Raw genomic sequence first — 24987 nt, 5'->3', positions numbered from 1 at the left:
CGCGGAAGGATGCGCGAGGGCGCATGCGCTGCGGGCCGGGCAGCAGAGGCGGCAAGCGTCTGCAATGAACGGCAGCGGCGGCGAGCAGGAGATTATAACGTGGCGTGCGGCGGCTCGCGGGCCCGCGATTGGAGCGCCTCGAAGGGTCGGGCGGACGGCGCGTGCGGTTCGCCGGACGCGGCCTCGCAGGAAGCCGGCGGACGATGTGGAACCCACTACCCAACACAACGACGCAACACAACCCGCCAGGCGGCGCAAGCCATGCGCTGCAGCGGGTACGACGCGAACCGCGAACGGTCCGCGCGGCAACAGGCAGGAGCAGCAATGTACGCAGCAGTCGAGGAAGGCTTCGGAGCAGGCGCAGGCGGCCACGAAAAGGCCACTGTCCCTGGCGAGAGGCGCATCGGCAAGCGCGCCAACCAGCGCGCCACTCGCAGCACCGTTGCGCGGAGCCCTTCACCATGAGCAACTGGCTTCGCACCGGCTGGCCGACGCTCGCGATCATGCTCGGCGCCTCGGTATGGGGCGTGATCTGGTTTCCGCTGCGCACGCTCGCCTCGCTCGGCATCACCGGCACGGCGGCGAGCGCGCTGACGAGCGGCGCCGGTTGCCTTTTCGTGTTGCTGGTGCGCCGCCGGGCGATCAGGACCGTGCGCTGGCACTGGCTGCTGCCGGCGCTCGCGCTCGCCGCGGGCGTCACGAATCTCGGCTTCGTATGGGGCTCGATCCACGGGCAGGTGATGCGCGTGCTGCTGCTCTTCTACCTGACTCCCGCATGGACCGCGCTCTTCGCGCACTTCATCCTGCATGAACGACTGACATGGCCAGGCGTCGGTCTCGCCGCGCTGTCGCTCGCCGGCGCAATGACGATGCTGTGGTCGCCGCAGCTCGGCATCCCGCTGCCCGGCAATCTCGCCGAATGGGCGGGCCTCGCGGGCGGCATGGGCTTCGCGATGAGCAACGTGCTGATTCTCAAGACGAGCCGCGTCTTGCCGCAAATGAAACCGGAGATGCGCACCGCGACCATCTTCGGCGGCGCGGCGATTTTCGGCGCTGGCATGTCGTTCTTCGAGGCGATGCCCGCGCCGCCCACCGGCGCGCATCTCGCAACCGCCGCCTGGCTCGTGCTGGGCCTCGGGTTTCTGCTGGCGTCGAACAACATGCTGGTGCAGTACGGGCTCGCCCGCGTGCCGGCCAACCGGGCCTCGATCATCATGCTGTTCGAGCTTGTGGTCACGGCGCTGTCCGCGTGGCTCTTCGCGGGCGAGACACCCGGCACGCGCGAATGGGCGGGCGGCGCGTGCATCGTGCTCGCGTCGGCGTTATCGAGCTGGATGCATCGGACCAGGGCGATGCCGCCCGATCCGGCCAACCAGGAGGTGGACGCCGCCGCCGGGCGCGCGGCCGAGCCGCCCGGGCACGGCGAGCCTCGCGACCTTGGCGAGCCAGGTGACCCTGACGACCCTCGTGACGACAGCAACCAGGGCGAGCGCGGCAACCATCAGGACGGCAAGAACCGCCCACGCGCGATGGTATGATTGCCCCTCATTAGCCGGCGCATGCAAGAACGCGCATGCAGCCGGCGCCCAAATCCCGAGGGTTGGCAAGGAGCGTGGGCCGTATCGCCGCATCGGCGGACGGCGCGCGCGGCCTTCGTGAGCCACTTATTATTTTCCCTTTTCAAACAGCGAAATCGCCGTGCGTCTGACATCGATCAAACTCGCTGGATTCAAGTCATTCGTCGATCCCACGCATTTCCAGGTTCCGGGCCAGCTCGTCGGCGTGGTCGGGCCGAATGGATGCGGCAAGTCCAACATCATCGACGCCGTGCGCTGGGTGCTCGGCGAATCGCGCGCTTCCGAGCTGCGCGGCGAGTCGATGCAGGATGTGATCTTCAACGGTTCCACTGCGCGCAAACCGGGCAGCCGCGCCAGCGTCGAACTCGTGTTCGACAACGCGGACGGCCGCGCCGCCGGCCAGTGGGGCCAATATGCCGAGATTGCCGTGAAGCGCGTGCTCACGCGCGACGGCACCTCAAGCTACTACATCAACAATCTGCCGGCACGCCGCCGCGACATTCAGGACATCTTCCTCGGCACGGGTCTCGGGCCGCGCGCTTACGCGATCATCGGGCAGGGCATGATCGCACGGTTGATCGAAGCCAAGCCGGAAGAGTTGCGCGTGTTTCTCGAAGAAGCCGCGGGCGTCTCGAAATACAAGGAACGACGCCGCGAGACCGAGAATCGTCTGCATGACACGCGGGAAAATCTGACTCGTGTGGAAGATATCGTCCGCGAACTCGGCACGAATCTGGAAAAGCTCGAAGGCCAGGCGGTGGTCGCCACGCGCTATAAGGAACTGCAAACGGACGGCGAAGAGAAACAGCGTCTGTTGTGGCTGCTGCGCAAGAACGAGGCGGGCGGCGAGCAGGAGCGTCAGAAGCGCGCGATCGAACAGGCGCAGATCGACCTCGAGGCACAAACCGCGAAGCTGCGCGAAGTCGAAGCGCAGCTCGAAACCCTGCGCGTCGCGCATTACTCGGCGAGCGACGCGATGCAGGGCGCGCAAGGCGCGCTGTACGAGGCGAACGCCGAGGTGAGCCGGCTCGAAGCCGAGATCAAGTTCATCGTCGAGTCGCGCAACCGCACACAGGCGCAAATCGCCGCGCTGACCGCGCAGCGCGAACAGTGGCAGGCGCAGGCTGAAAAGGCGCGAGGCGATCTCGAAGACGCCGAGGAGCAGCTCGCCGTCGCCGAAGAAAAGGCCGCGCTCGCCGAAGATGAAGCCGCCGCGAAGCACGACGCGATGCCCGCGCTCGAAGCGCGCTGGCGCGATGCGCAAGCCGAGCTAAACGTCGAGCGCGGCGGCATCGCGCAGACCGAACAGGCGCTCAAACTCGAAGCCGCGCATCAGCGCAACGCCGACCAGCAATTGCAGCAGTTGCAGCAACGTGAGGAGCGTTTGAAATCGGAAGCGGGCGGTCTCGACGCGCCGGACGAAGCGCAGCTCGAAGACCTGCGCATGCAACTCGCCGAGCACGAGGAAATCCTGCACGACGCGCAGGCGCGCCTCGCCGACGCGCAGGAAACGCTGCCGCGCCTCGACGCCGAACGGCGTGCCGCGCAGGAGCGCGTGCAGGCGGAAAGCGCGCAGATTCATCAGCTCGACGCGCGCCTTGCCGCGCTCAAGCAGTTGCAGGAAAACGTCCAGACCGAGGGCAAGATCCAGCCGTGGCTCGAAAAGCACGAGTTGGGCGGCCTGCCGCGTCTGTGGAAGAAGCTGCACGTCGAGGCCGGTTGGGAAACCGCGCTCGAAGCCGTGCTGCGCGAGCGGCTGGCCGCGCTCGAAGTGTCGAATCTCGACTGGGTCAAGGCGTTCGCGACCGACGCGCCGCCCGCCAAGCTCGCGTTCTATGCGCCGCCCGCCGCCGGTCAGCCGGTGGCGGCGCCGCCCGCGTTAAGGCCGCTGCTGTCGCTCGTGCGGATCGACGACGCGGGCATCCGCGCGGTGCTGAACGACTGGCTCGGCCTCGCCTTCGTCGCCGACGATCTCCAGCAGGCGCTCGCCATGCGCTCGCAATTGCCCGAAGGCGGCTCGTTCGTCGTGAAGGCGGGGCACGTGGTGACGCGCGTCGGCGTTCAGCTCTATGCCGCCGATTCCGAGCAGGCCGGCATGCTGGCCCGCCAGCAGGAAATCGAAAACCTCGGGCGTCAGGTGCGCGCCCAAGCGCTGCTCGCCGACGAGGCGAAGGCCACGGCGATCCGCGCCGAAGCCGCGCACACGCAAGCGGCGCAGGCGCTGACCGACGTGCGTCAGCAGGCCGAGCGCGCGACCCAGCGCGTGCATGCGCTGCAACTCGACGTGCTCAAGCTCACGCAGGCGCACGAGCGCTACACGCAGCGCAGCACGCAGATTCGCGAAGAACTCGAAGAGATCAACGCGCAGATCGACGAGCAGCGCGCCCTGCGCGCGGAATCGGAAGCGAATTTCGAGCGTCACGACGGCGACCTCGCCGAATTGCAGGCGCGTTTCGAAGATCATCAACTCGCTTTCGAGGCGCTCGACGAAGCGCTGACCACCGCGCGCGGCGAAGCGCGCGATCTCGATCGCGGCGCCACCGACGCGCGTTTTGCCGCGCGCAACATGGCGAACCGCATCGACGAATTGAAGCGCAGCATTCAGGTCGCGCACGAGCAGAGCGAGCGCGTCGCGGCCTCGCTGGAAGACGCGCGCGCCGAACTCGAAACGATCAACGAGCAAACGGCGCACACAGGCTTGCAGGACGCGCTCGACATTCGCGCGGTCAAGGAAGAGGCGCTGCACGCGGCTCGTCTGGAACTCGACGACCTGACCGCGAAACTGCGCGCCGCCGACGAAACCCGTCTGTCCACCGAGCGTGCGCTGCAACCGCTGCGCGACCGCATCAACGAATTGCAGTTGAAGGAACAGGCCGCGCGTCTGAACGGCGAGCAGTTCGTCGAGCAACTGGCCGCGGCGGGCGTCGACGAAGCCGAATTGCAGGCCAAGCTCACGCCGGACATGAAGCCGTCGTATCTGCAAGGCGAAGTCACGCGCATCAACAACGCGATCACCGCGCTCGGTCCGGTCAACATGGCCGCGCTCGACGAACTGAAGGCGGCTACGGAGCGCAAGACGTTCCTCGACTCGCAATCGGCCGACTTGACGAGCGCGATCGAAACGCTGGAAGACGCCATCCGCAAGATCGACGCGGAAACGCGCACGCTGTTGCAAGGCACGTTCGACGAAGTGAACCGTCATTTCGGCGAGCTGTTCCCGCGTCTGTTCGGCGGCGGCCAGGCGAAGCTCATCATGACCGGCGACGAGATTCTCGACGCCGGCGTGCAGGTGATGGCGCAGCCTCCGGGCAAGAAGAATTCCACGATTCATCTGCTGTCCGGCGGCGAAAAAGCGCTGACGGCGACCGCGCTGGTGTTCGCGATGTTCCAGCTGAATCCCGCGCCGTTCTGTCTGCTCGACGAAGTGGACGCGCCGCTCGACGACGCCAACACCGAGCGTTTCGCGAACCTCGTGCGCGCGATGTCGGACAAAACGCAGTTCCTTTTCATTTCGCACAACAAGATTGCGATGGAAATGGCGCAGCAGCTGATCGGCGTGACGATGCAGGAGCAGGGCGTGTCGCGCATCGTCGCGGTCGACATGGAAACGGCTGCGGGTTTCGCCCAGAATATCGTTTAAGTTTTCCGGGTTTTCCGGGTTTTTGTTTGAATCGATGAAACGCGGACGCCCGCGTTCAGCGCGGCGGCCACTGGCCGCGCGACACGTGAAGCGGGCGCGAGGCCGCGTAGATAAAAGAATTGCTGATGGAGCATGCATGGACGAGTTGACACTCGGTTTGATCGGCGCGGGTGCCGTGGTGGTCGGGGGCGTGGTTGTGTACAACGCGTGGCAGGGCGCGAAGGTGCGCCGCAAGATGCCGCGGCCGATGCCGGCGGACGCCGCGGAAAATTTCGCGCGCGAAGACCACGAGGAACAGAGCCCGTTTATCGAACCGGCCCGGCCCACGACGCGCCGCGAGCCGGTGGTCGGTGCGGAGAAGGCCGCCGACACCGCGTCGGCGCGCGTCGAACCGACTTTCGGCGCGCCGGTGAGCGCCGCGCCGCTCGATACGCCGGCCGATATTCAGGCCGAATCGACCACGCCGAACGGCTTCGTGCAAGACGGGGAAGAAGGCGGGGCGGATGTCGAGTCCGACAGGCAGGAAGCCGCAACGGGCGAGCAGAGCCACGCGCAAGCGGCGGCGCAATCTTCGGCTCAGGCGCCGCGCGTGCCCGACGAACAGGTCGAGCCGATTCTGCCCGCCGCCACGACGATTTCGTCGGCGCCGCCGGCTATCGTCGATCGCCGCATCGACTGCATCGTGCCGATTCGCCTGAACGGTCCGGTTGCCGGCGACAAGGTGATTCCGCTCGCGCAGCGTCTGCGCCGCGCGGGCAGTAAGCCAGTGCATATCGAGGGCAAGCTGGAAGGCGGCGCGTGGGAGTTGCTGCAAAACGGCGCGCGTTACGAAGAGTTGCGCGCGGCCGCGCAACTGGCCAATCGCAGCGGCGCGCTGAACGAGCTGGAATTCTCCGAGTTCGTGACCGGCGTGCAGCAGTTCGCCGACGCGATCGACGCATCGCCGGAATTTCCCGACATGCTCGAAACGGTCGCGATGGCGCGCGAGCTGGACGGTTTTGCCGCGCAATGCGACGCGCAGTTGTCGATCAACGTGCTCTCCGACGGTGCGCCGTGGTCGGCCAATTACGTGCAGGCCGTGGCCTCGCAAGACGGCTTGCTGCTGTCGCGCGACGGCACGCGCTTCGTCAAGCTCGACGCGCGCCAGAGCCCGGTGTTCATGCTGCAGTTCGGCGACACCAACTTCCTGCGCGACGACCTGACGTATAAGGGCGGCCAGATGATCACGCTGGTGCTTGACGTGCCGGTGGCGGACGAAGACATCCTGCCATTCCGGCTGATGTGCGACTACGCGAAATCGCTGGCGGAGCGCATTGGCGGCCGCGTGGTGGACGACGGGCGTCGTCCGCTGCCGGAATCCGCGCTGCTTGCCATCGAAAAGCAGCTCATGACGCTCTACGCGAAGCTCGAACAGGCGGGCATTCCGGCGGGTTCGCCGGCTACGCGGCGTCTGTTCAGCCAGTAACGTCTCGGGTATTTTTGCATTCGGCGGCCGCACACAGTGCGGCCGTTGTCGTTTGGAGAGGCCGTCGCACGGCGTCTTGCGCGCTCATGCGCCAGGCTCCGTCTTAGGCCCTCCGGCCGATGTGAAGGGGCACGCTTTCCTGCGATAATCCCATGTCCGATTTCACCGAAGAATCTTCCGACAGCATGGCCCGAACTCCCGCCTCGAATCCTGCAACCAGCGCTCCGGCCGAGCGGGCCGCATGGCTGCGCGCGGAACTGGAACGCGCCAATTACGCGTACTACGTGCTCGATCAACCGGACCTGCCGGACGCGGAATACGACAGGCTGTTCAAGGAACTGGAGCACGTCGAGTCGGAACATCCGGATCTGATCGTGCCGGATTCGCCCACTCAGCGCGTGGGCGGCGAGGCGGCGAGCGGTTTCGAGCCGGTCGTGCACGACCTGCCCATGCTGTCGCTGAACAACGGTTTCGCCGACGAAGACATCGTCGCGTTCGACAAGCGCGTGGGCGACTCGCTCGGCAACAACGCCAAGGAGCCGCCGGTCCCGGTCGATTACGCCACGGAGTTGAAGTTCGACGGCCTTGCCATCTCGCTGCGCTATGTAGACGGCGTGTTCGTGCAGGCCGCCACGCGAGGCGACGGCGCAACGGGTGAGAACGTCACGGAAAACATCCGCACGGTCCGCTCCATTCCGCTCAAGCTGAAGGGCAAGCGCGTGCCGCACCTGCTCGACGTGCGTGGCGAAGTGCTGATGTTCAAGCGCGATTTCGAGCGCCTTAACGAGCGTCAGCGGGCAGCGGGGCACAAGGAGTTCGCCAATCCGCGCAATGCCGCGGCGGGCAGCTTGCGTCAACTCGATTCGAAGATCACAGCGCAGCGGCCGCTGTCTTTCTTCGCGTACGGCATCGGCGTGCTCGAAGGCATGGAGATGCCCGCCACGCATAGCGAGCTGCTCGACTGGTACAAGGAACTCGGCTTGCCGGTCAATGGCGAGCGGGCGGTCGTGAAGGGTGCCGAAGGGTTGCTCGCGTTTTTCCATGCGGTTGGCGAGAAGCGCGACAAGCTGCCGTACGACATCGACGGCGTGGTGTACAAGGTCAACCGGCGCGACGAGCAGGACGCGCTCGGCTTCGTGTCGCGCGCGCCGCGTTTCGCGCTCGCGCACAAATTCCCGGCGCAGGAAGCGCTGACCCGACTCGTCGCGATCGACGTGCAGGTCGGGCGCACCGGCGCGATCACGCCGGTGGCGCGGCTGGAGCCGGTGTTCGTCGGCGGCGCGACGGTCACGAACGCCACGCTGCATAACGAAGACGAAGTGCGCCGCAAGGACATCCGGATCGGCGACACGGTGATCGTGCGGCGTGCCGGCGACGTGATTCCCGAGGTAGTGGGCGCGCTCATTGAGCGTCGTCCAGACGATGCCCGCGAGTTCGTGATGCCCACGCATTGCCCGGTGTGCGGCTCGAACATCGAGCGCTTACCCGACGAGGCGATCGCGCGCTGCACCGGCGGGCTCTTCTGTCCGGCGCAGCGCAAGCAGGCGCTGTGGCATTTCGCGCAGCGGCGCGCGTTGGACATCGACGGGCTCGGCGAAAAAATCATTGACCAGCTGGTCGAGCAGAACCTCGTGCGCACGCCCGCCGATCTGTTCAACCTCGGGTTTTCGACGCTCGCCGAACTCGATCGCTTCGCCGACAAATCCGCGCAAAACCTGCTCGATTCGCTCGACAAGGCGAGGCACACCACGCTTGCGCGTTTCATCTACGCGCTCGGCATTCGCCACGTGGGCGAATCCACGGCGAAAGATCTGGCGAAGCACTTCGGCTCGCTCGATCCGATCATGGAGGCTTCGGTGGAAGCCTTGCTCGAAGTCAACGACGTCGGGCCGGTGGTCGCCGAATCTATCCACCAGTTTTTCGCCGAAGAGCACAACTGCACGGTGATCGAGCAACTGCGCGCGCCCGGCAAGGTCACGTGGCCCGAAGGGCCGCCCGCGCCCAAGGCGCCGCAAGGCGTGCTGGCGGGCAAGACGGTCGTGCTCACCGGCACGTTGCCGAGCCTCGCGCGCGAAGAGGCCAAGGAAATGCTCGAAGCGGCCGGCGCGAAGGTCGCGGGCTCGGTGTCGAAGAAAACAGATTATGTGGTGGCCGGGGCCGAAGCAGGCAGCAAGTTGGCGAAAGCCGAGGAACTCGGCATTCCCGTACTCGACGAAGATGGTATGCGTAAGCTCCTGGAGGGGCAGTTATGATCCGCGAAATTCTTAAAATGGGCGATCCGCGCCTGCTGCGCATTGCCAATCCGGTCGATCACTTCGACACGCCGGAATTGCATGAGCTCATCAAAGACATGTTCGAGACCATGCACGACGCGAATGGTGCAGGGCTGGCCGCGCCGCAGATCGGCGTCGATCTGCAGGTGGTGATCTTCGGGTTCGGCAGTAGTGAACGTTATCCGGACGCGCCGCCGGTGCCGGAAACGGTGCTGATCAATCCGACCATCACACCGGTTTCGCTCGACATGGAAGAGGGCTGGGAAGGCTGTCTGTCGGTGCCGGGTTTGCGCGGCGCGGTCAGCCGCTTTTCGATGATCAAGTATCACGGCTTCGATCAGTACGGCCAGCCGATCGACCGCGTCGCCGAAGGTTTCCACGCGCGCGTCGTGCAGCACGAATGCGATCACCTGATCGGCAAGCTGTATCCCATGCGTATCACCGATTTCGCCAAGTTCGGCTTTACCGAAGTGCTGTTCCCGGACATGGACCCGAATGGCGACGATTGACGCATTGCATCTTCGAACGCTGTTCGCCGCGGTTTTTCAGCAACAAAAAAGCCCCGCATTGGCGGTAATGCCGTTCAGTTAAGGTTTCTTTTAAAGACTCGAACGGTATAACGGGACGGTCGCGATTTGACGGCTCGGGCGCAACTGCGCCCGAGCCGTTTCTCATTGGGAAGTTGTTTGAGCCGCTCGCGCAGGCGCTTGAGCAGCGCGGGCAGTTTGCCGTACGAGCGCGTCACGGCCGCCCATGTCATTTCGTACTGGAAAGTGTGGAACGCGCGGGTGAAGTTCAGTTCATCGGGCGCGTGCCCGGCGTCGATCGCCGCTTTGGCCATCTCCAGGCGGATCAGGTTATAGGCGATCAGGGCGCCCCAGAATTCCTGATAGACGCCTTCCACGGTCTGGCTGCGAAGGGTCAGCTCCATGCCCAGCATCGACTGCTTGAACTCGTGGTAGCTGGTCTCGATCTGCCAGCGACGCTCGTAACACGACACAATGTCGGCCGCCCTGAAACGCCTTCGATCGGTCAGGGACGTCAGCAGCATGCGTTGCCGCCCACTTGCATCCACGGCGAGCACGGCGCGCGCCTGCCAGAATTCAGGCAGTTCGGGGCACTTCGTGCGGGCCTGCGGTGAGACGCGCATACGCACGATCTGGTCACCGTCGCGCCCGCTCACGACCTCGCACCGCAGATTGGATTTGGCCGGGATGATGTAATGCCGGTTCTCACCGCCCGAGACCAGATTGCACAGGAGTGGGGCCGACATGAACCCCCTGTCGAATACGGTGATGGAATGGGCCGGCACACGGGCAACGAGTTCGCGCGCAGAGACCATTTCGTTGATGTTGTAAGGCCCGAACACCGCATCACGCACCAGATGCGTGGCAAGCGCGGTGAGCGTAACCGCACGCAGTTGGGGATAGCTGCCAATGCGGCCATGAACGGCGACCGAGGCGCCGAAATGCCTGCGGTTGGCGGCACTGTCGGCGGTGCGCAGCGTGGTGCCATTCATCGCGAACAACAAGAATCCCTTGATCATCGACGACCTCGCTGATCGACTGGTGCCGGTACAGCGCGAGCGCGATCACAAGCCAGACGACCTGTTGCGCGGGCAGTCGACGCCGACGGACGCTGGCACTGCCACTCGCCTGTACGGCAGACTCGATCCATTCGTACGGCAGGTGCTGACCCAGCCGTCCCCATTCGAGCGGCGGCTGTGATTCGACAAGAAGGCACAGATCATCAACCAGCATGGCGATGCAAGTTAACATCGCCGCGCCCCGTTTACAACTACTTTGCGCCGGAAACAAAAATGCCGTTCAGTCGCTTAACTGAACGGCATTACCCGCATTGGCGGGGCTTTTTGTTGAGCGGCAACGAGCGAGCCAGCCAGCCTTAAAACGACTCGTCCGGCGCCAGATAACGCCATTGTCCCGGCGGCAACGCTCCGAGCATCACGCGGCCCATCCGCACGCGTTTCAGGCCGACCACTTCGAGACCGACCAGTTCGCACATCCGGCGGATCTGGCGTTTCTTGCCTTCGCGCAGCACGAAACGCAGTTGCTCGCCGTTTTGCCAACTGACTTGAGCGGGCTTGAGCGGCACGTCGTCGAGCGAGAGGCCGTGGCGCAGCAGCGCGAGGCTTTCCGGCGGGAAATGGTTTTCGACGTCGACGGCATGTTCGCCGTAGGCCACGCGCACCAGATATTCCTTGTCGATTTCCGAATGGCCGCCAATCAGTTGCTTGGCGATGCGGCCGTCCTGCGTCAGGACCAGCAGGCCGGTCGAGTCGATGTCGAGGCGTCCGGCCGGCGCGAGCTGGCGCAGATGCGCGACGGAAAAGCGGACGTCCGAGCGATCGCCTTCCCAGCGGTTCTCCGGCGTGACGAGCGTGATGGCCGGCTGATAGCCGTCTTCCGCCTGGCCCGACACGTAGCCGACCGTCTTATGGATCAGCACCGTCACCTGGCTTGCTTGCGCAGCTTCGGCCGCGGGGTCGATCTCGATCCGCTGATCGGGGCGAACCTTCGTGCCCAAGGTGTCGATTCGTTCGCCGTCGACCAGCACCCAGCCTTTCTCGATCCATTCGTCCGCCTCGCGGCGCGAGCAGAGGCCAAGCTCGGACATCAGCTTGGAGAGGCGCAGCGTGCCGGGCGCGTCTTCAATATCACGACGCGGCGTGCGCGGAGCTGCCTCGGTGTCCGGTTGGCGTTCGGCCGGTGGGGCGCTGCGCGGTTTGTTGGCGCGCGCCGGGCGGTCGTCGGAGAAGCGACGCTCGGCGGCCGGTGTTTTATCGAAACCGCGAACTGGGCGGTCGGTGCGCTCGCTGCGATCCGTGCGGCCGGTGCGTGCGCTCGTGTGGGAATCGCGTTGGGTTGCGCGGTCGCCGAATTCGCGGCGGACCGGGGCGCGCTCGCTCCGATCGCCTCGTTCGTCACGCTGCGCGCGCGAGGGACGATCCGTGCGGTCGCCATAGCCGCTCTTGACGGGCTTTGCGACGCTGCGTTCGCCGCCGCGACGTTCTTGTGAAGCGCCGCGCTCATCGCCGAAACGCGGCCGCTCGGTCGCGTCACGTTCGCGTCGCATAGGACGCTCGCCGCGCGGACCGCCTTCCGCGAACCGGCTTCCCGCCGCGCGCGGGCCGCTGGACGAACGGCGTTCGCCGTCGTCCCGGCGCGGCGCGCGTTCGCCACGCTCAGCGCCGCCTTCGAACCGGCGCGGTGCGCGTTCGCCACGCTCAGCGCCGCCTTCAAACCGGCGCGGTGCGCGTTCGCTACGCTCAGCGCCGCCTTCGAACCGGCGCGGTGCGCGTTCGCCACGCTCAGCGCCGCCTTCAAACCGGCGAGGTGCGCGTTCGCCACGCTCAGCGCCGCCTTCGAACCGACGCGGCGCGCGTTCGCCACGCTCAGCGCCTCCTTCAAACCGGCGAGGCGCGCGTTCGCCACGCTCAGCGCCGCCTTCGATCCGGCGAGGCGCGCGTTCGCCACGCTCAGCGCCGCCTTCAAACCGGCGAGGCGCGCGTTCGCCACGCTCAGCGCCGCCTTCGAACCGACGCGGCGCGCGTTCGCCACGCTCAGCACCGCCTTCAAACCGACGCGGCGCGCGTTCGCCACGCTCAGCACCGCCTTCGAACCGACGAGGTGCACGTTCGCCACGCTCAGCGCCGCCTTCAAACCGGCGAGGTGCACGTTCGCCACGCTCAGCGCCGCCTTCAAACCGGCGAGGCGCACGTTCGCCACGCTCAGCGCCGCCTTCAAACCGGCGAGGCGCGCGTTCTCCATTCTCACGGCGCAGACCGCGCTCGCTGCTTTCCTCGAAACGCCGCGCGGGCGCAACACCAGCGCCTTCGCGACGCTGCGGCCGCTCCGACGCCGCGCCCCGCGCGCCACCCGCCGCGCCCGCACTACGCTCGCGCGAAAATGTGCCTTCCTGACGAGGAGCGCGCGGCGCGCGCTCGCCCCCGCCAGCCGGGCGCTTGCCGCCGGCCGACGTACCCGTGCCTTCGCCGCGGGTCCCGCCGGAACCTGCCGTCGACGGCTTCGGTCCCGCAGGACGGGTCGGTTTGCGCGCCGACGCGCTGCCGCTACGGACAGGGGCGCGTTCGGACGAAGCCGGCCGCGGGTGCTTGGCTGTTAATTTGACTCGCATGAAATCTCACACTGCGATCGCGCGCAGCAGTTCGGTCTCGACCCGAATTTGCAGGCGGTTGTCCGACAGACCGTGTCCGTCAAGCAGAAACACGTCCTCGACGCGTTCGCCGAGCGTGTTGATCCGCGCCGACGCGACGCCGACACGGTGTTCCGCCAGCACGCGCGCGATTGAATAAAGAAGGCCTGGCCGGTCGTTCGCCGACACGGACAGGATGTAGTATTGGCCGCGCTCGTCGGCCCGAAGATCGACGCGCGGCGTGACAGGGAAGGTCCGCGACAGCCGCGACAAGCGACCCTTCGACGGACCCGGCAGCCAGGTGCCGTCGCCCTTGAGGCGCGCGGTCAGTTCCTGTTCGACGAGATTGGCAATGTCGCGATAATGCACGTCTTCTTCGGTATGCGCGACGAGGAAATTGTCGAGCGCGTAGCCGTGACGCGTGGTGCTGACCCGCGCATCGAGCACCGAGAGCCCGTTGCGGTCGAAATACGCGCAAATGCCGGCGAACAGATCGGGCTGATCCTTCACATACACCAGCACCTGCAGCGCTTCGCCGATCGGCGAAGGCCGGGCCCGCACGAGCGGCGTGGGCGTTTCGACATGCCGGTACAGCACGCGCGTTTGCCACGCAATGTCCGCCGCGTCGTGGCGCAGAAAATAGCCGACGTCCAGCTTGTCCCACAGCGCCTTTTGCGCGCCTTCGGGCACGGTTTCGAGGCGCAGCAGCGCGAGCGCCGCTTCCTGCCGCGACTCCAGTTCCGAATGCGCGTCCGGACGCGCGCCGCCGAGCACCGCGAGCGTCGCACGGTAGAGGTCCTCGAGCAGCTTGCCCTTCCACGTGTTCCAGACTTTCGGGCTCGTGCCGCGGATATCGGCCACCGTCAGCAGATAAAGCGCGGTCAGGCGGCGCTCGGTGCCGACCAGCTCGGCAAAGCGCTTGATCACTTCCGGATCGCTCGTGTCCTGCTTCTGCGCGACCTGGCTCATGGTCAGATGCTGCTGTACGAGCCACACGACCAGTTCGCCGTCGTCGCCCTCGATGCCGTGATTGCGGCAGAAGCGCCGCGCGTCGGCCATGCCGAGCGTGGAGTGATCGCCGCCGCGGCCTTTCGCGATATCGTGAAACAGCGCCGCGACGTACAGCACCCACGGCCGGTCGAAGCCGACGATCAACTGGCTGCAGAACGGATATTCATGCGCGTGTTCGGCAACCGCGAAGCGCCGCAGATTGCGCAGCACCATCAGAATGTGCTGGTCGACGGTGTAGACGTGATACAGGTCGTGCTGCATCTGGCCGACAATGCGCCGGAAGTTGAGCAGGTAGCGCCCGAGCACGCTCGTCTGGTTCATCAGGCGCAAGGCGTGCGTGATGCCGGCCGGCTGCTTCAGAATGTTCATGAAGAGGCGCCGGTTTTCCGGATCGCGCCGCCAGTGCTGGTCCATCACGTCGCGCGCGTTGTAGATGGCGCGCAGCGTGCGCGCCGACAGACCTTTTACGCCCGGCGTCTGTTCGTAGAGCAGGAAGGCTTCGAGAATCGCGTTCGGCTCACGCTGGAACAGGTCGTCGCTGGCAATTTCCAGCATGCCCTGCTTTTCGACGAAGCGGTCCGACAGCACGCGCGTGATGCCGCTCGTGCTCGGGAAAAGCTGCGCCTCGATGTTCTGGATCAGGATTGTGGCGAGCTGCGTGACCGCCTTGGCCGCCCAGTAATAGCGGCGCATCAGCTGTTCGCTCGCGCGCTTGGTGGCGGTCGGCTGGTAGCCAAAACTTTCGGCCACCGGCGTTTGCAGGTCGAAAACCAGAATGTCCTGGCGACGCCCGGCCGTGACGTGCAGCCGCGCGCGCAGCGCCTTCAGGAAGCCTTCGTTGCGGCGCAGTTCCTGCGCTTCGCGCTCGGTGATGAGGCCGCGCGCTTCGAGTTCGCGCCAGCTGCTGCCGAAACCCGCCGCGCGCGTGACCCACAGAATCAGTTGCAGATCGCGCAGACCGCCTGGACTTTCCTTGATGTTCGGTTCGAGCGAGTAGGGCGTGTCCTGAAACTTGGCGTGGCGCTGGCGCATTTCCAGCACTTTCGCCTGGAAGAATGCCTTCGGATCGAGCGCCTCGCGATAACGCTGCGCGAAGTCGTCGAACAGCGCCGCGCTGCCCGTAATGCGCCGCGCTTCCAGCAGCGACGTGCGCACCGTCACGTCGTTGGCGGCTTCTTCGAGACATTGCGAGACGCTGCGCACGCTGCTGCCGAGTTCGAGCCCAAGGTCCCACGCGAGGCCGATAAACCGCTCGATGCGCGTTTCGAGATGATCGAGCGGCGTGTCGGGCAGCAACACCAGAATGTCGATATCCGAGTGCGGCGCCAGCTCGCCGCGGCCGTAGCCGCCTACCGCGAGCAAAGCGAGGTCGGGCGGCAGTTCGCAGGTGCTCCAGGCGGCGCGCAGCGATTCGTCGGTGCTGCGCGCGAGCGCGGCCATCAACGCCTCGACGTTGGTGGCCGTCCTGAAGCGCTCCAGCAACTGGGCTTTGGCCACTTTGTAGTCCGCCTTGAGCGACTTGGCCTGGGATTGGGCGACGGCTGAAACACTACTCATGGGCGGGCTGACTTGTGGACGAAATCCGGCGAAAGCGGGCGAAAGCCCGTCAGGCGGTGGTGGCGGCGACCGGCGGGCGCGCGGGCGTGCCGGCGGAAACGGTCAGCACGTCATAGCCGGTTTCCGTGACCAGCACGGTGTGTTCCCATTGCGCCGACAGGCTGCGGTCTTTCGTCTTGACGGTCCACTGGTCCGGCATGGTGCGGATGTCGCGGCGGCCGGCGTTGATCATCGGCTCGATCGTGAAAATCATGCCGGCTTGCAGTTCGAACCCGGTGCCGGGCCGGCCGTAGTGCAGGATCTGCGGATCTTCATGGAACACCGTGCCGATGCCGTGGCCGCAATATTCGCGCACGACGCTGTAGCCCTGCGCCTCGGCGTGCTTCTGGATCGCATGGCCGATGTCGCCGAGATGCGCGCCCGGGCGCACCTGGTCGATGCCGAGCCACATGCATTCGAAGGTGGTCTGGACGAGCCGTCTGGCTAGAATCGACCCCTCGCCGACGATGAACATCCGGCTCGTGTCGCCAAAATAGCCTCCCTTGATCACCGTGATGTCGATGTTCAGCGCGTCGCCGTTCTTCAGCGTCTTCTCGCCGGGAATGCCGTGGCAGATCACGTCGTTGACGGAAATGCAGGTGGCCTTGGGGTAGGGCGGATAGCCGGGCGGCTGATAGTTCAGCGGCGCGGGCACGGTGCCCTGTTCCTTCAGCATGTATTCGTGACACAGGCGGTCGAGTTCGCCAGTGGTGATGCCGGCGGTGACGAACGGCGTGATGTAGTCGAGCACTTCGCTCGCCAGCTTGCAGGCGACGCGCATCTGCGCGATATCGTGTTCGTTTTTGAGCGTGATTGCCATGAGTCGGGCCTGAAATGCGATTTATTGCGGAATTATCGCACCATATTCCCACTGCCGCAGGGTTTTGGCGGGTTTTCGCCGGTTGCTCGCGGCTGTTGCTCCGCTATTCCGGCGCTGTTTTGTCGTCGTGTCGCGGAAACAGTAGGCGGAAGGTGCAACCCGGGGGCCGGAACCGGGGAGCTACTCGGCAGGTTGAGTTGGCCGATAGTCGCATGCTATAATCTTTGGCTAAGTCGATCACTCTTTTGCCTCTTGCACGCCTGCTGTCATTGTCCGGACCGAGTCTGGGCGGAGAATGAATGAAATGAGGGCGTCAAGGCCAAGGCGGCGGATCGGAGTGAGGCTTCCCGCAGCGCCCGTTGCCTGCGTCGCGGAGTGGTAGAAGAAGTACCAGCGAAGTACCAGCGAGTACCAGTGCAGTGCTAGCGCAGTACCCAGGCAACAAACTCGCAAGCCGGCGCACCCAGGGTGTCGGCCGCGTTCAGCCAGATAACGGAATGGCGGCGCGGCAGATACGGCAGCCGGCTTAAGACCCAACCCTCGCGGAGATTTTCATGGCAGTTACCATGCGTCAAATGCTGGAAGCCGGTGTCCACTTCGGTCACCAAACGCGCTTCTGGAACCCGAAGATGGCCCCCTTCATTTTCGGTCATCGCAACAAGATTCACATCATCAACCTCGAAAAGACGCTGCCGATGTACAACGACGCGCTGAAGTACGCGCGTCAACTGGCGGCCAATCGCGGCACCATCCTGTTCGTCGGTACGAAGCGCCAGTCGCGCGACACGATCGCTCAGGAAGCGCAGCGCGCCGGCATGCCGTACGTCAACGCACGCTGGCTCGGCGGCATGCTGACCAACTTCAAGACGCTGAAGGTTTCGATCAAGCGCCTGAAAGACATGGAAGCAGCGCTGGAAGCAGGCGAAACCGAACGCATGAGCAAAAAGGAAGCGTTGCTGTTCGAACGCGAAATGCTCAAGCTGCAAAAGTCGATCGGCGGCGTGAAGGACATGGGCGGCATTCCGGACGCGATTTTCGTGGTCGACGTCGGCTACCACAAGATTGCCGTCACCGAAGCGAACAAGCTCGGCGTGCCGGTCATCGCAGTGGTCGATACGAACCACTCGCCGGAAGGCATCGACTACGTGATCCCGGGTAACGACGACGCCAGCAAGGCTGTCGCTCTGTACGCGGCTGGCGTGGCTGACGCGATCCTCGAAGGCCGTGCTAACGCGGTCAACGAAGTGGTGCAGGCTGCACGTGGCGACGACGGCGACGAGTTCGTCGAGGTCAACTCGGAAGCGTAAAGCTGCCCCGTGTCCGGCAAAAAAGGGGGCTTTCTACAGGCCCCCTTTTTTTAAGCCGCGACATTTTAGCGGGTGTTGCTTCCGGAGCCGGAGCGGTGCCCGAGCGTTACGAGCAAAAAATACGCGTAACGCTGAAACGAATTCTTGCCGCCGGAATCGAAGTCCGGGCGGCGTGTGACAGACGGAACACAGACGGAACTCAAGGAGCAAATGATGGCGGCAATTACCGCAAGCATGGTTGCAGAACTGCGCGCGAAGACCGACGCGCCCATGATGGAATGCAAGAAGGCGCTGACGGAAGCCGACGGCGACATGGCGCGCGCTGAAGAGCTGCTGCGCGTGAAGCTCGGCAACAAGGCGAGCAAGGCGGCATCGCGCGTCACGGCTGAAGGCGTGGTCGCTTCGTTCATCGGCGGCAATGCGGGTTCGCTGGTCGAGCTGAACTGCGAAACCGACTTCGTTTCGAAGAACGACGACTTCCTCGCTTTCTCGAAGAAGATCGCCGAGCTCGTCGCCGCGCAGAACCCGGCTGACGTCGCTGCTCTGTCGGCGCTGCCGCTCGACGGCCAGACGGTCGACGCAGTGCGCCTCGCACTGGTCGGCAAGATCGGTGAAAACCTGTCGATCCGCCGTTTCGTGCGCTTCGAAACGTCGAACAAGCTGGCTGCTTACCTGCACGGCACGCGCATCGGCGTGCTGGTCGAGTACACCGGCGCGGACGAACAGGTCGGCAAGGACGTGGCAATGCACATCGCCGCAATGAAGCCGGTTTCGCTGTCGTCGGACGACGTGCCGGCGGATCTGATCGCCAAGGAACGCAGCATTGCTGAACAGAAGGCCGCCGAATCGGGCAAGCCGGCTGAAATCGTCGCGAAGATGGTCGACGGCAGCGTGCAGAAGTACCTGAAGGAAGTGTCGCTGCTGAACCAGACGTTCGTGAAGAACGACAAGCAGACCATCGAACAGATGCTGAAGGCCGGCAACGCTAGCGTGCAGAAGTTCGCGTTGTTCGTGGTCGGCGAAGGCATCGAGAAGAAGCAGGACGACTTCGCGGCTGAAGTTGCCGCTCAAGTGGCTGCTGCAAAGCAACAATAAGCGTCACCTAAGTTTCAGCTAGTACCGTCGGACCCGCGGCAGAGCAAGACTTTGCCGCGGTCGGCGGCGCCGCAAGGCTGCGCGCGGGTTGACCCTCGCTTGCGCAGCCGCCGGTGGCGGACCTCAAGGTTCGTCAATTTGGCGGCGCTTGCCCGAATCAGCGTTTCACCCCTACATTAGTCCCTTGTTGTTGCCCTCTGCGCGATCTGGATATCTCTATGCCCTCTGCCTACAAACGCGTCCTGCTCAAACTCTCCGGTGAAGCTCTTATGGGCGACGATGCCTTTGGCATCAATCGCTCGACCATCGAACGAATGGTGGCGGACGTGGCCGAAGTGGTCCGTCTCGGAACGCAGTTGGCCGTGGTGATTGGCGGCGGCAATATTTTTCGCGGCGTCGCGGGCGGCGCGGCCGGTATGGACCGAGCCACTGCCGACTACATGGGCATGCTGGCCACCATGATGAACGCGCTGGCACTGCAGGACGCCATGCGCCATGCGGGGATCGAAGCGCGTGTGCAATCCGCGCTGCGCATGGACCAGGTGGTCGAGCCGTACATTCGGCCGCGCGCGATTCGCCAGCTCGAAGAAGGCAAAGTTGTGATTTTCGCGGCCGGCACCGGCAACCCGTTCTTCACGACCGACACCGCCGCTGCACTGCGCGGTTCTGAGATCGGCGCCGAAGTCGTGTTGAAGGCGACCAAGGTAGACGGCGTCTACTCAGCTGACCCGAAGAAAGATCCGAGCGCGACGCGCTACAACACGATCAGCTTCGACGAGGCAATCGGCCGCAATCTGCAAGTCATGGACGCCACCGCGTTCGCGCTGTGCCGCGATCAGAAGCTGCCGATCCGCGTGTTTTCGATCGTCAAGCCGGGCGCGCTCAAGCGTATCGTGCTCGGCGAGGACGAGGGCACCCTCGTCCACGTGTAAACTCTCGTTCACATAACGTGGGCTTTGACGCGAGCCCGGGCCGCCGCATCCCGCGCGTGCAGGCCGGCTCGCACCGTTTTGAAGGTTCGGAGGTTTAAAAATGTCTGTGGCTGATATCAGGAAGGGCGCTGAACAAAAGATGCAGCGTTCCATCGACGCGTTCAAGAACGACCTGTCGAAAATCCGTACGGGCCGTGCGCACACGGGCCTGCTCGATCATATCCAGTGCGACTACTACGGTTCGCCGGTGCCCATTTCTCAGGTTGCGAACCTGACGCTGATCGACGCACGCACGATCGGCGTGCAGCCGTGGGAAAAGAAGATGGTCCAGGTCGTCGAAAAGGCGATTCGCGAATCTGACCTGGGTCTGAACCCGGCCACGCAAGGCGATGTGATCCGCGTCCCGATGCCCGCGCTGACCGAAGAGCGCCGCCGCGAACTGACCAAAGTGGTCAAGAGCGAAGCGGAAACGGCCAAGGTCGCTGTCCGCAACCTGCGCCGCGACGCCAACGAGCAGTTGAAAAAGCTCGTTAAGGACAAGGAAATTTCGGAAGACGACGAGCGCCGCGCAGGCGACGACGTTCAGAAATTGACCGACCGCTTCGTCGCTGAGATCGACAAGCTCGTCGTGACCAAAGAAGCCGAGATCATGACGGTGTAACGCCGCCGTCCGGCTCGCGAAAGCACAGCCGGGCCGCCCGAGGTTTTCTTGCCCCTTCGGGGGCTGGCGCGAAGCCAGGCACGAAGCCAGCATAAAGCGCCAGGTCTGGGAGCACTCACCACTTTCAGGGTTTTCACTTCTTTATTTGCAGTTATTGTCCCGACGGCCATGACCTACACCAGCTCAACCGTGCGCGTGCCTGATGTCGCAGCGGTGCCGCGACATATCGCGATCATCATGGACGGCAATGGCCGTTGGGCCACGCAGCGCCGCTTACCGCGCGTGGCCGGTCACACACGCGGGGTCGACGCGGTGCGTGCGGCCGTCGAGGCGTGCGCCCGCCAGGGCGTCGAATATCTGACGCTGTTCGCCTTCAGCTCGGAAAACTGGCGCCGTCCGAACGAGGAGGTGTCGTTCCTGATGCGCCTGTTCGTCACCGCGCTGGAGCGCGAGATCGGCAAACTTCACGCGAACGGCATCCGTCTGCGCGTGGTCGGCGACCTGGATCGTTTCGACACGCGTATTCGCGATCTGATCAAGCGCGCGGAAACCAAGACCGCGCGCAATACTCGCCTGACGCTCACCATCGCCGCGAATTACGGCGGCCGCTGGGACATCATGCAGGCCACCCGCAAGCTCGCCGAGCAGTCGGCGCTGGCAGGCAAGGCGGTCGAAATCAGTGAGGAGTCGTTCGCCGGGCATCTGTCCATGGCGTATGCGCCCGAGCCCGACCTGTTTATCCGCACGGGCGGCGAGCGGCGCGTCAGCAATTTCCTGTTGTGGCAACTCGCCTACACCGAGTTCTATTTCACCGATACCTTCTGGCCTGATTTCGACGCTGACGCGCTCGGTCATGCCATTGCTTCCTACGCCGAGCGCGAGCGCCGTTTCGGCCGCACCAGCGCTCAACTCGAGCCGCAATCGCAAAACGTCGATTCGCTTCCATGCTAAAAACCCGTGTCATCACGGCGGTTGTGCTCCTGGCGGTGTTTCTGCCCGTCACGTTGTTCGCGCCGGTCGGCGCGTTCGGCGCGCTGATCGCCTTCGTCGTGGTGTTTGCTGCGTGGGAGTGGGCGCGCCTGCTCAAGCTGGGCGGCGCCGGCCCGGTGATTTACGCGCTCGTGGCCGCGGTCGCGCTGGTCGCGAGTACGCGGTTTGGCGTGGGCCTGGGGGTCGACGGTGACGGCGCGCGGCCGTTCTATAAGGCGGCGGCCATTTTCTGGGTGATCGCCGGGCCGTTTGTGCTCCTGCGCAAGCCGACGCTCGCACAAGGCGTCTGGCGCAACTTTCTGCTCCTTGCCGGGATTGTGATATTCGTCGCCTGCTGGCATGCTCTCGTCGCCGCGCGCGTGCAGGGTGTGAGTTTCGTGCTGTCGCTGCTGCTGCTCGTCTGGCTCGCCGATATCGGCGCATACTTCTCGGGTAAGGCGTTCGGCAAGCACAAGCTCGCGCCCGCCATCAGTCCGGGCAAGACCTGGGAGGGCGCGATCGGCGGCTGGGTGGTGGTCATGATCGTCGCGTTCGCGGCCGTGTTTCTGCATGCGTTCGAACCGACCCTGTATTCTGAGTTGTGGGCGCATTGGGGCGCCGTCCGTACGCTGCTCGTACTGACCTTGCTGGTGGCATTCAGCGTGGTGGGCGACCTTTTTGAATCCATGTTGAAGCGCCAGGCCGGCGTGAAGGATTCGAGCGGCTTGTTGCCGGGTCACGGCGGCGTGCTCGACCGCATCGATGCATTGTTGCCGGTGCTGCCGCTTGCCATGCTGCTGCTCGGCTAGAGAAAGAGATATGCAAAAACGTCTGACATTGCTCGGTTCCACGGGCTCGATTGGAGACAGCACGCTCGACGTCGTCGCGCGTCATCCGGAGCGCTTTTCGGTGTACGCGCTCACCGCGCACCGCAACGGCGACAAGCTCGTCGAGCAATGCCTGCGCTTTAAGCCCGAGGTGGCGGTGGTGGGCGACGCCGACACGGCCGCGCGCGTTTCCGCGAAACTTCGCGAGGCGGGGAGCAAGACCGAGGTGACGTTCGGCGCTCAGGCGCTCGTCGACGTGTCCCGGAGCAGCGGTTGCGACACGGTGGTCGCGGCCATCGTCGGCGCGGCCGGGCTGGCGCCGAGTCTCGCGGCCGCGCGCGCCGGCAAGCGCATTCTGCTGGCCAACAAGGAAGCGCTCGTCATGTCCGGCGCGATCTTCATGGACGCGGTGCGCGACAACGGTGCGGTTCTGCTGCCGGTCGACAGCGAACATAACGCGATTTTCCAATGCCTGCCGCGCGAAGCCGCGCTGCATGGCGGCGTCTCCAAGATCATCCTGACCGCGTCGGGCGGCCCGTTCCGCACGCGCGAGCCCGCCACGCTCGTCGATGTCACGCCGGAAGAGGCCTGCAAGCACCCGAACTGGGTCATGGGCCGCAAGATTTCCGTCGATTCCGCCACGATGATGAACAAGGGCCTTGAAGTGATCGAGGCGCATTGGCTGTTCGGCTTGCCGGGCGAGCGCATCGACGTGCTGATTCATCCGCAAAGCGTGATCCATTCGCTGGTTTCCTACGCAGACGGCTCGGTGCTCGCGCAACTCGGCAATCCCGACATGCGCACGCCGATCGCCCACGCGCTCGCCTTCCCGGACCGGGTGGACTCGGGGGTCGCGCAACTGGATCTCGCGGAGATCGCGTCGCTCTCGTTCGAAAAGCCGGATTACGCGCGTTTCCCTTGCCTGGCGCTGGCCATGAAGGCGCTCGCCGAAGGCGGCGTCGCGAGCGCGGCGCTGAACGCCGCGAATGAAATTGCTGTTGAAGCGTTCCTGTCGCGCCAGATTGGCTTCATGGCGATCGCGCAAGTGGTCGACGCAGTGCTCAACACGTTGCCGAACCGCGGCGCGCACGCACTCGAAGACGTGATCGAGGCCGATGCCGTCGCGCGTCGCGCCGCTGCGGAATTCATCGCGCGTCTGCCTGACGCCGCCCGCCGCACGGAACGCGCCGTCCAGTGAGGCGCATATGAACCTGCTGATCGAACTGCTCGCCTTCGCGGTCGCGATTGGCGTGCTCGTGGTCGTCCACGAATACGGGCATTACAGCGTGGCGCGGCTGTGCGGCGTCAAGGTGCTGCGTTTTTCGATCGGCTTCGGCAAGCCGCTTTTCCAGTGGGTCAGTCCGAAAAGCGGCACCGAGTGGACCATCGCCGCGCTGCCGCTCGGCGGCTACGTGAAGATGCTCGACGAGCGTGAGACAGGCGGCGCGCCGATTCCGGCCGAGTTCTTGCCGCATGCGTTCAACAGGCAGTCGGTGTGGCGTCGTATCGCGATCGTCGCGGCCGGTCCGGTTGCGAATTTCGTGCTGGCCGTGGTGCTGTTCGGCCTCGTGTTCGCCACCGGCGTCACCGAGCCGGCCGCCATTCTGGCCACGCCCGCGCCGAATACCGCGGCGGCCGTTGCCGGCTTCGAAGGCGGCGAAACCGTGGTCGCGGTGCGGGGCGAGCGTGCCGCCGAATCGGAGCCGGTGCGTTCGTGGTCGGATCTGCGCTGGAAGCTGCTCGGCGCGGCCTTCGATCACAAGCGCGTCGTGTTGAGCGCCAAAGGCGCGGGCGGCACGTCGGATTTCCAGATCGATTTGCGCGGTATCAGCGAAAAAGACGTCGATGACGACTTCATGTCTCGGCTCGGTTTCGAGCCTGGCGGCGGCAAGTTGACGGTGGCGGGCGTGCAGCCGGGCAGCGCGGCGCAGAAAGCGGGCCTCGTTCCCGGCGATCGCTTGCGCGCGATCAACGGCATCGGCACCGACAATGCCGCGGCCTTTATCGCCTATGTAAAATCGCACGCCGGGCAGGCGTTGACGCTGCAAGTCGAGCGCGCGGTGGCGGGGCAGCCGCAAGCTCAGGGCAAGATCGAGAACCTCAGCATCGTGCCGCAGGCGCAGCGCGACGAAGCAACGGGGCAGCAGATCGGCCGCATCGGCGCGGAGCTGGCCACGCAGGTGCCGTCCATCAAGGTGCGCTACGGGCCGATCGAGAGCGTGCAACTGGGCGCGCGCCGCACATGGGATCTCGCGGTTTACTCGGTGCGCATGTTCGGCCGCATGATTGTCGGCGACGCCTCGCTGAAAAATCTTTCGGGCCCCGTGACGATCGCCGATTACGCAGGAAAGAGCGCACGTCTAGGTCCTTCTGCATTTTTGTCGTTCCTGGCCCTTGTCAGTATTAGCCTCGGCGTACTGAACCTGCTACCAATTCCGGTATTGGACGGGGGTCATCTGTTATATTATTTGGTTGAAGCTGTGACCGGTAAAGTTGTCTCCGATCGCTGGCAACTCGTTTTTCAGAGGGCGGGTCTCGCCTGCATCGTCGCTTTGTCGGCGATTGCACTGTTCAACGATCTCGCTCGTTTAATCCACTTTTAAAGTGTCCGGCGGCGCTTAAATGGCGACCGTCCGACCTG

16 protein-coding genes and 1 pseudogene are annotated in these 24987 nt (G+C 64.8%); 13 read left to right on the top strand and 4 right to left on the bottom strand.

Annotation, left to right across the window (positions count from 1 at the left end; translation table 11 throughout):
- Window positions 1-461: 461 nt before the first annotated feature.
- The 5 genes from VOM14_RS08965 (at window position 462) to def (ending at window position 9464) form a co-directional block, all read left to right on the top strand.
- A complete protein-coding gene (locus tag VOM14_RS08965; protein WP_327628360.1) occupies window positions 462-1538 on the top strand; it encodes a DMT family transporter in 1077 nt (358 codons plus the stop codon).
- Window positions 1539-1698: 160 nt separating this feature from the next.
- On the top strand, window positions 1699-5217 hold the full coding sequence (smc, locus tag VOM14_RS08960; protein WP_327628359.1) for a chromosome segregation protein SMC: 3519 nt from the start codon (window positions 1699-1701) through the stop codon (window positions 5215-5217).
- A gap of 136 nt (window positions 5218-5353) precedes the next feature.
- On the top strand, window positions 5354-6682 hold the full coding sequence (locus tag VOM14_RS08955) for a cell division protein ZipA C-terminal FtsZ-binding domain-containing protein (RefSeq protein ID WP_327628358.1): 1329 nt from the start codon (window positions 5354-5356) through the stop codon (window positions 6680-6682).
- Between the two features lie 185 nt (window positions 6683-6867).
- Entirely contained in the window at window positions 6868-8934 is a 2067-nt protein-coding gene (ligA, locus tag VOM14_RS08950) for an NAD-dependent DNA ligase LigA (RefSeq protein ID WP_327628603.1), read from the top strand.
- A complete protein-coding gene (def, locus tag VOM14_RS08945) occupies window positions 8931-9464 on the top strand; it encodes a peptide deformylase (protein ID WP_327628357.1) in 534 nt (177 codons plus the stop codon). The genes ligA and def overlap by 4 nt, the downstream gene beginning before the upstream one ends.
- A 74-nt stretch (window positions 9465-9538) precedes the next feature.
- Here the strand turns inward: def and VOM14_RS08940 are convergent.
- From VOM14_RS08940 to map, 4 genes and pseudogenes are all read right to left on the bottom strand, one after another.
- A pseudogene (locus tag VOM14_RS08940) lies at window positions 9539-10715 on the bottom strand (IS4 family transposase).
- 142 nt (window positions 10716-10857) lie between these two features.
- Window positions 10858-12756: a pseudouridine synthase gene (locus VOM14_RS08935; protein ID WP_442955529.1), complete on the bottom strand. Its 1899-nt coding sequence runs from the start codon at window positions 12754-12756 to the stop codon at window positions 10858-10860.
- Window positions 12757-13116: 360 nt separating this feature from the next.
- Entirely contained in the window at window positions 13117-15696 is a 2580-nt protein-coding gene (locus VOM14_RS08930) for a [protein-PII] uridylyltransferase (RefSeq protein WP_327628355.1), read from the bottom strand.
- Between the two features lie 49 nt (window positions 15697-15745).
- Window positions 15746-16555 (bottom strand): type I methionyl aminopeptidase, encoded by an 810-nt coding sequence (map, locus tag VOM14_RS08925; RefSeq protein WP_327628354.1) that lies wholly within the window; start codon window positions 16553-16555, stop codon window positions 15746-15748.
- Window positions 16556-17109: 554 nt separating this feature from the next.
- Between map and rpsB the strand changes: the two genes are divergently transcribed.
- The 8 genes from rpsB (at window position 17110) to rseP (ending at window position 24949) form a co-directional block, all read left to right on the top strand.
- Window positions 17110-17862, top strand: a complete 753-nt coding sequence (gene rpsB / locus VOM14_RS08920) for a 30S ribosomal protein S2 (RefSeq protein ID WP_013588798.1) — start codon at window positions 17110-17112, stop codon at window positions 17860-17862.
- A 213-nt stretch (window positions 17863-18075) separates the two neighbouring features.
- Window positions 18076-18957 carry a translation elongation factor Ts gene (gene tsf / locus VOM14_RS08915; protein WP_327628353.1) on the top strand — a complete coding sequence of 294 codons (882 nt, stop codon included), beginning with the start codon at window positions 18076-18078 and terminating at the stop codon, window positions 18955-18957.
- A 218-nt stretch (window positions 18958-19175) separates the two neighbouring features.
- Window positions 19176-19889 (top strand): UMP kinase, encoded by a 714-nt coding sequence (pyrH, locus tag VOM14_RS08910; RefSeq protein ID WP_327628352.1) that lies wholly within the window; start codon window positions 19176-19178, stop codon window positions 19887-19889.
- Window positions 19890-19989: 100 nt separating this feature from the next.
- Entirely contained in the window at window positions 19990-20550 is a 561-nt protein-coding gene (frr, locus tag VOM14_RS08905) for a ribosome recycling factor (RefSeq protein ID WP_094778704.1), read from the top strand.
- Window positions 20551-20718: 168 nt separating this feature from the next.
- Window positions 20719-21501, top strand: coding sequence for a polyprenyl diphosphate synthase (uppS, locus tag VOM14_RS08900; RefSeq protein ID WP_327628351.1), 783 nt, complete (start codon window positions 20719-20721; stop codon window positions 21499-21501).
- Window positions 21495-22328 (top strand): phosphatidate cytidylyltransferase, encoded by an 834-nt coding sequence (locus VOM14_RS08895; RefSeq protein WP_327628350.1) that lies wholly within the window; start codon window positions 21495-21497, stop codon window positions 22326-22328. The genes uppS and VOM14_RS08895 overlap by 7 nt, the downstream gene beginning before the upstream one ends.
- 10 nt (window positions 22329-22338) lie before the next feature.
- On the top strand, window positions 22339-23544 hold the full coding sequence (locus tag VOM14_RS08890; protein ID WP_327628349.1) for a 1-deoxy-D-xylulose-5-phosphate reductoisomerase: 1206 nt from the start codon (window positions 22339-22341) through the stop codon (window positions 23542-23544).
- Between the two features lie 7 nt (window positions 23545-23551).
- Window positions 23552-24949 carry an RIP metalloprotease RseP gene (gene rseP, locus VOM14_RS08885; protein WP_327628348.1) on the top strand — a complete coding sequence of 466 codons (1398 nt, stop codon included), beginning with the start codon at window positions 23552-23554 and terminating at the stop codon, window positions 24947-24949.
- Window positions 24950-24987: the final 38 nt, after the last annotated feature.

Origin of the sequence: Paraburkholderia sp. MPAMCS5, assembly GCF_036016995.1 — a bacterium.
GTDB lineage: Bacteria > Pseudomonadota > Gammaproteobacteria > Burkholderiales > Burkholderiaceae > Paraburkholderia.
This window is presented reverse-complemented; position numbering and strand designations above follow the sequence as displayed.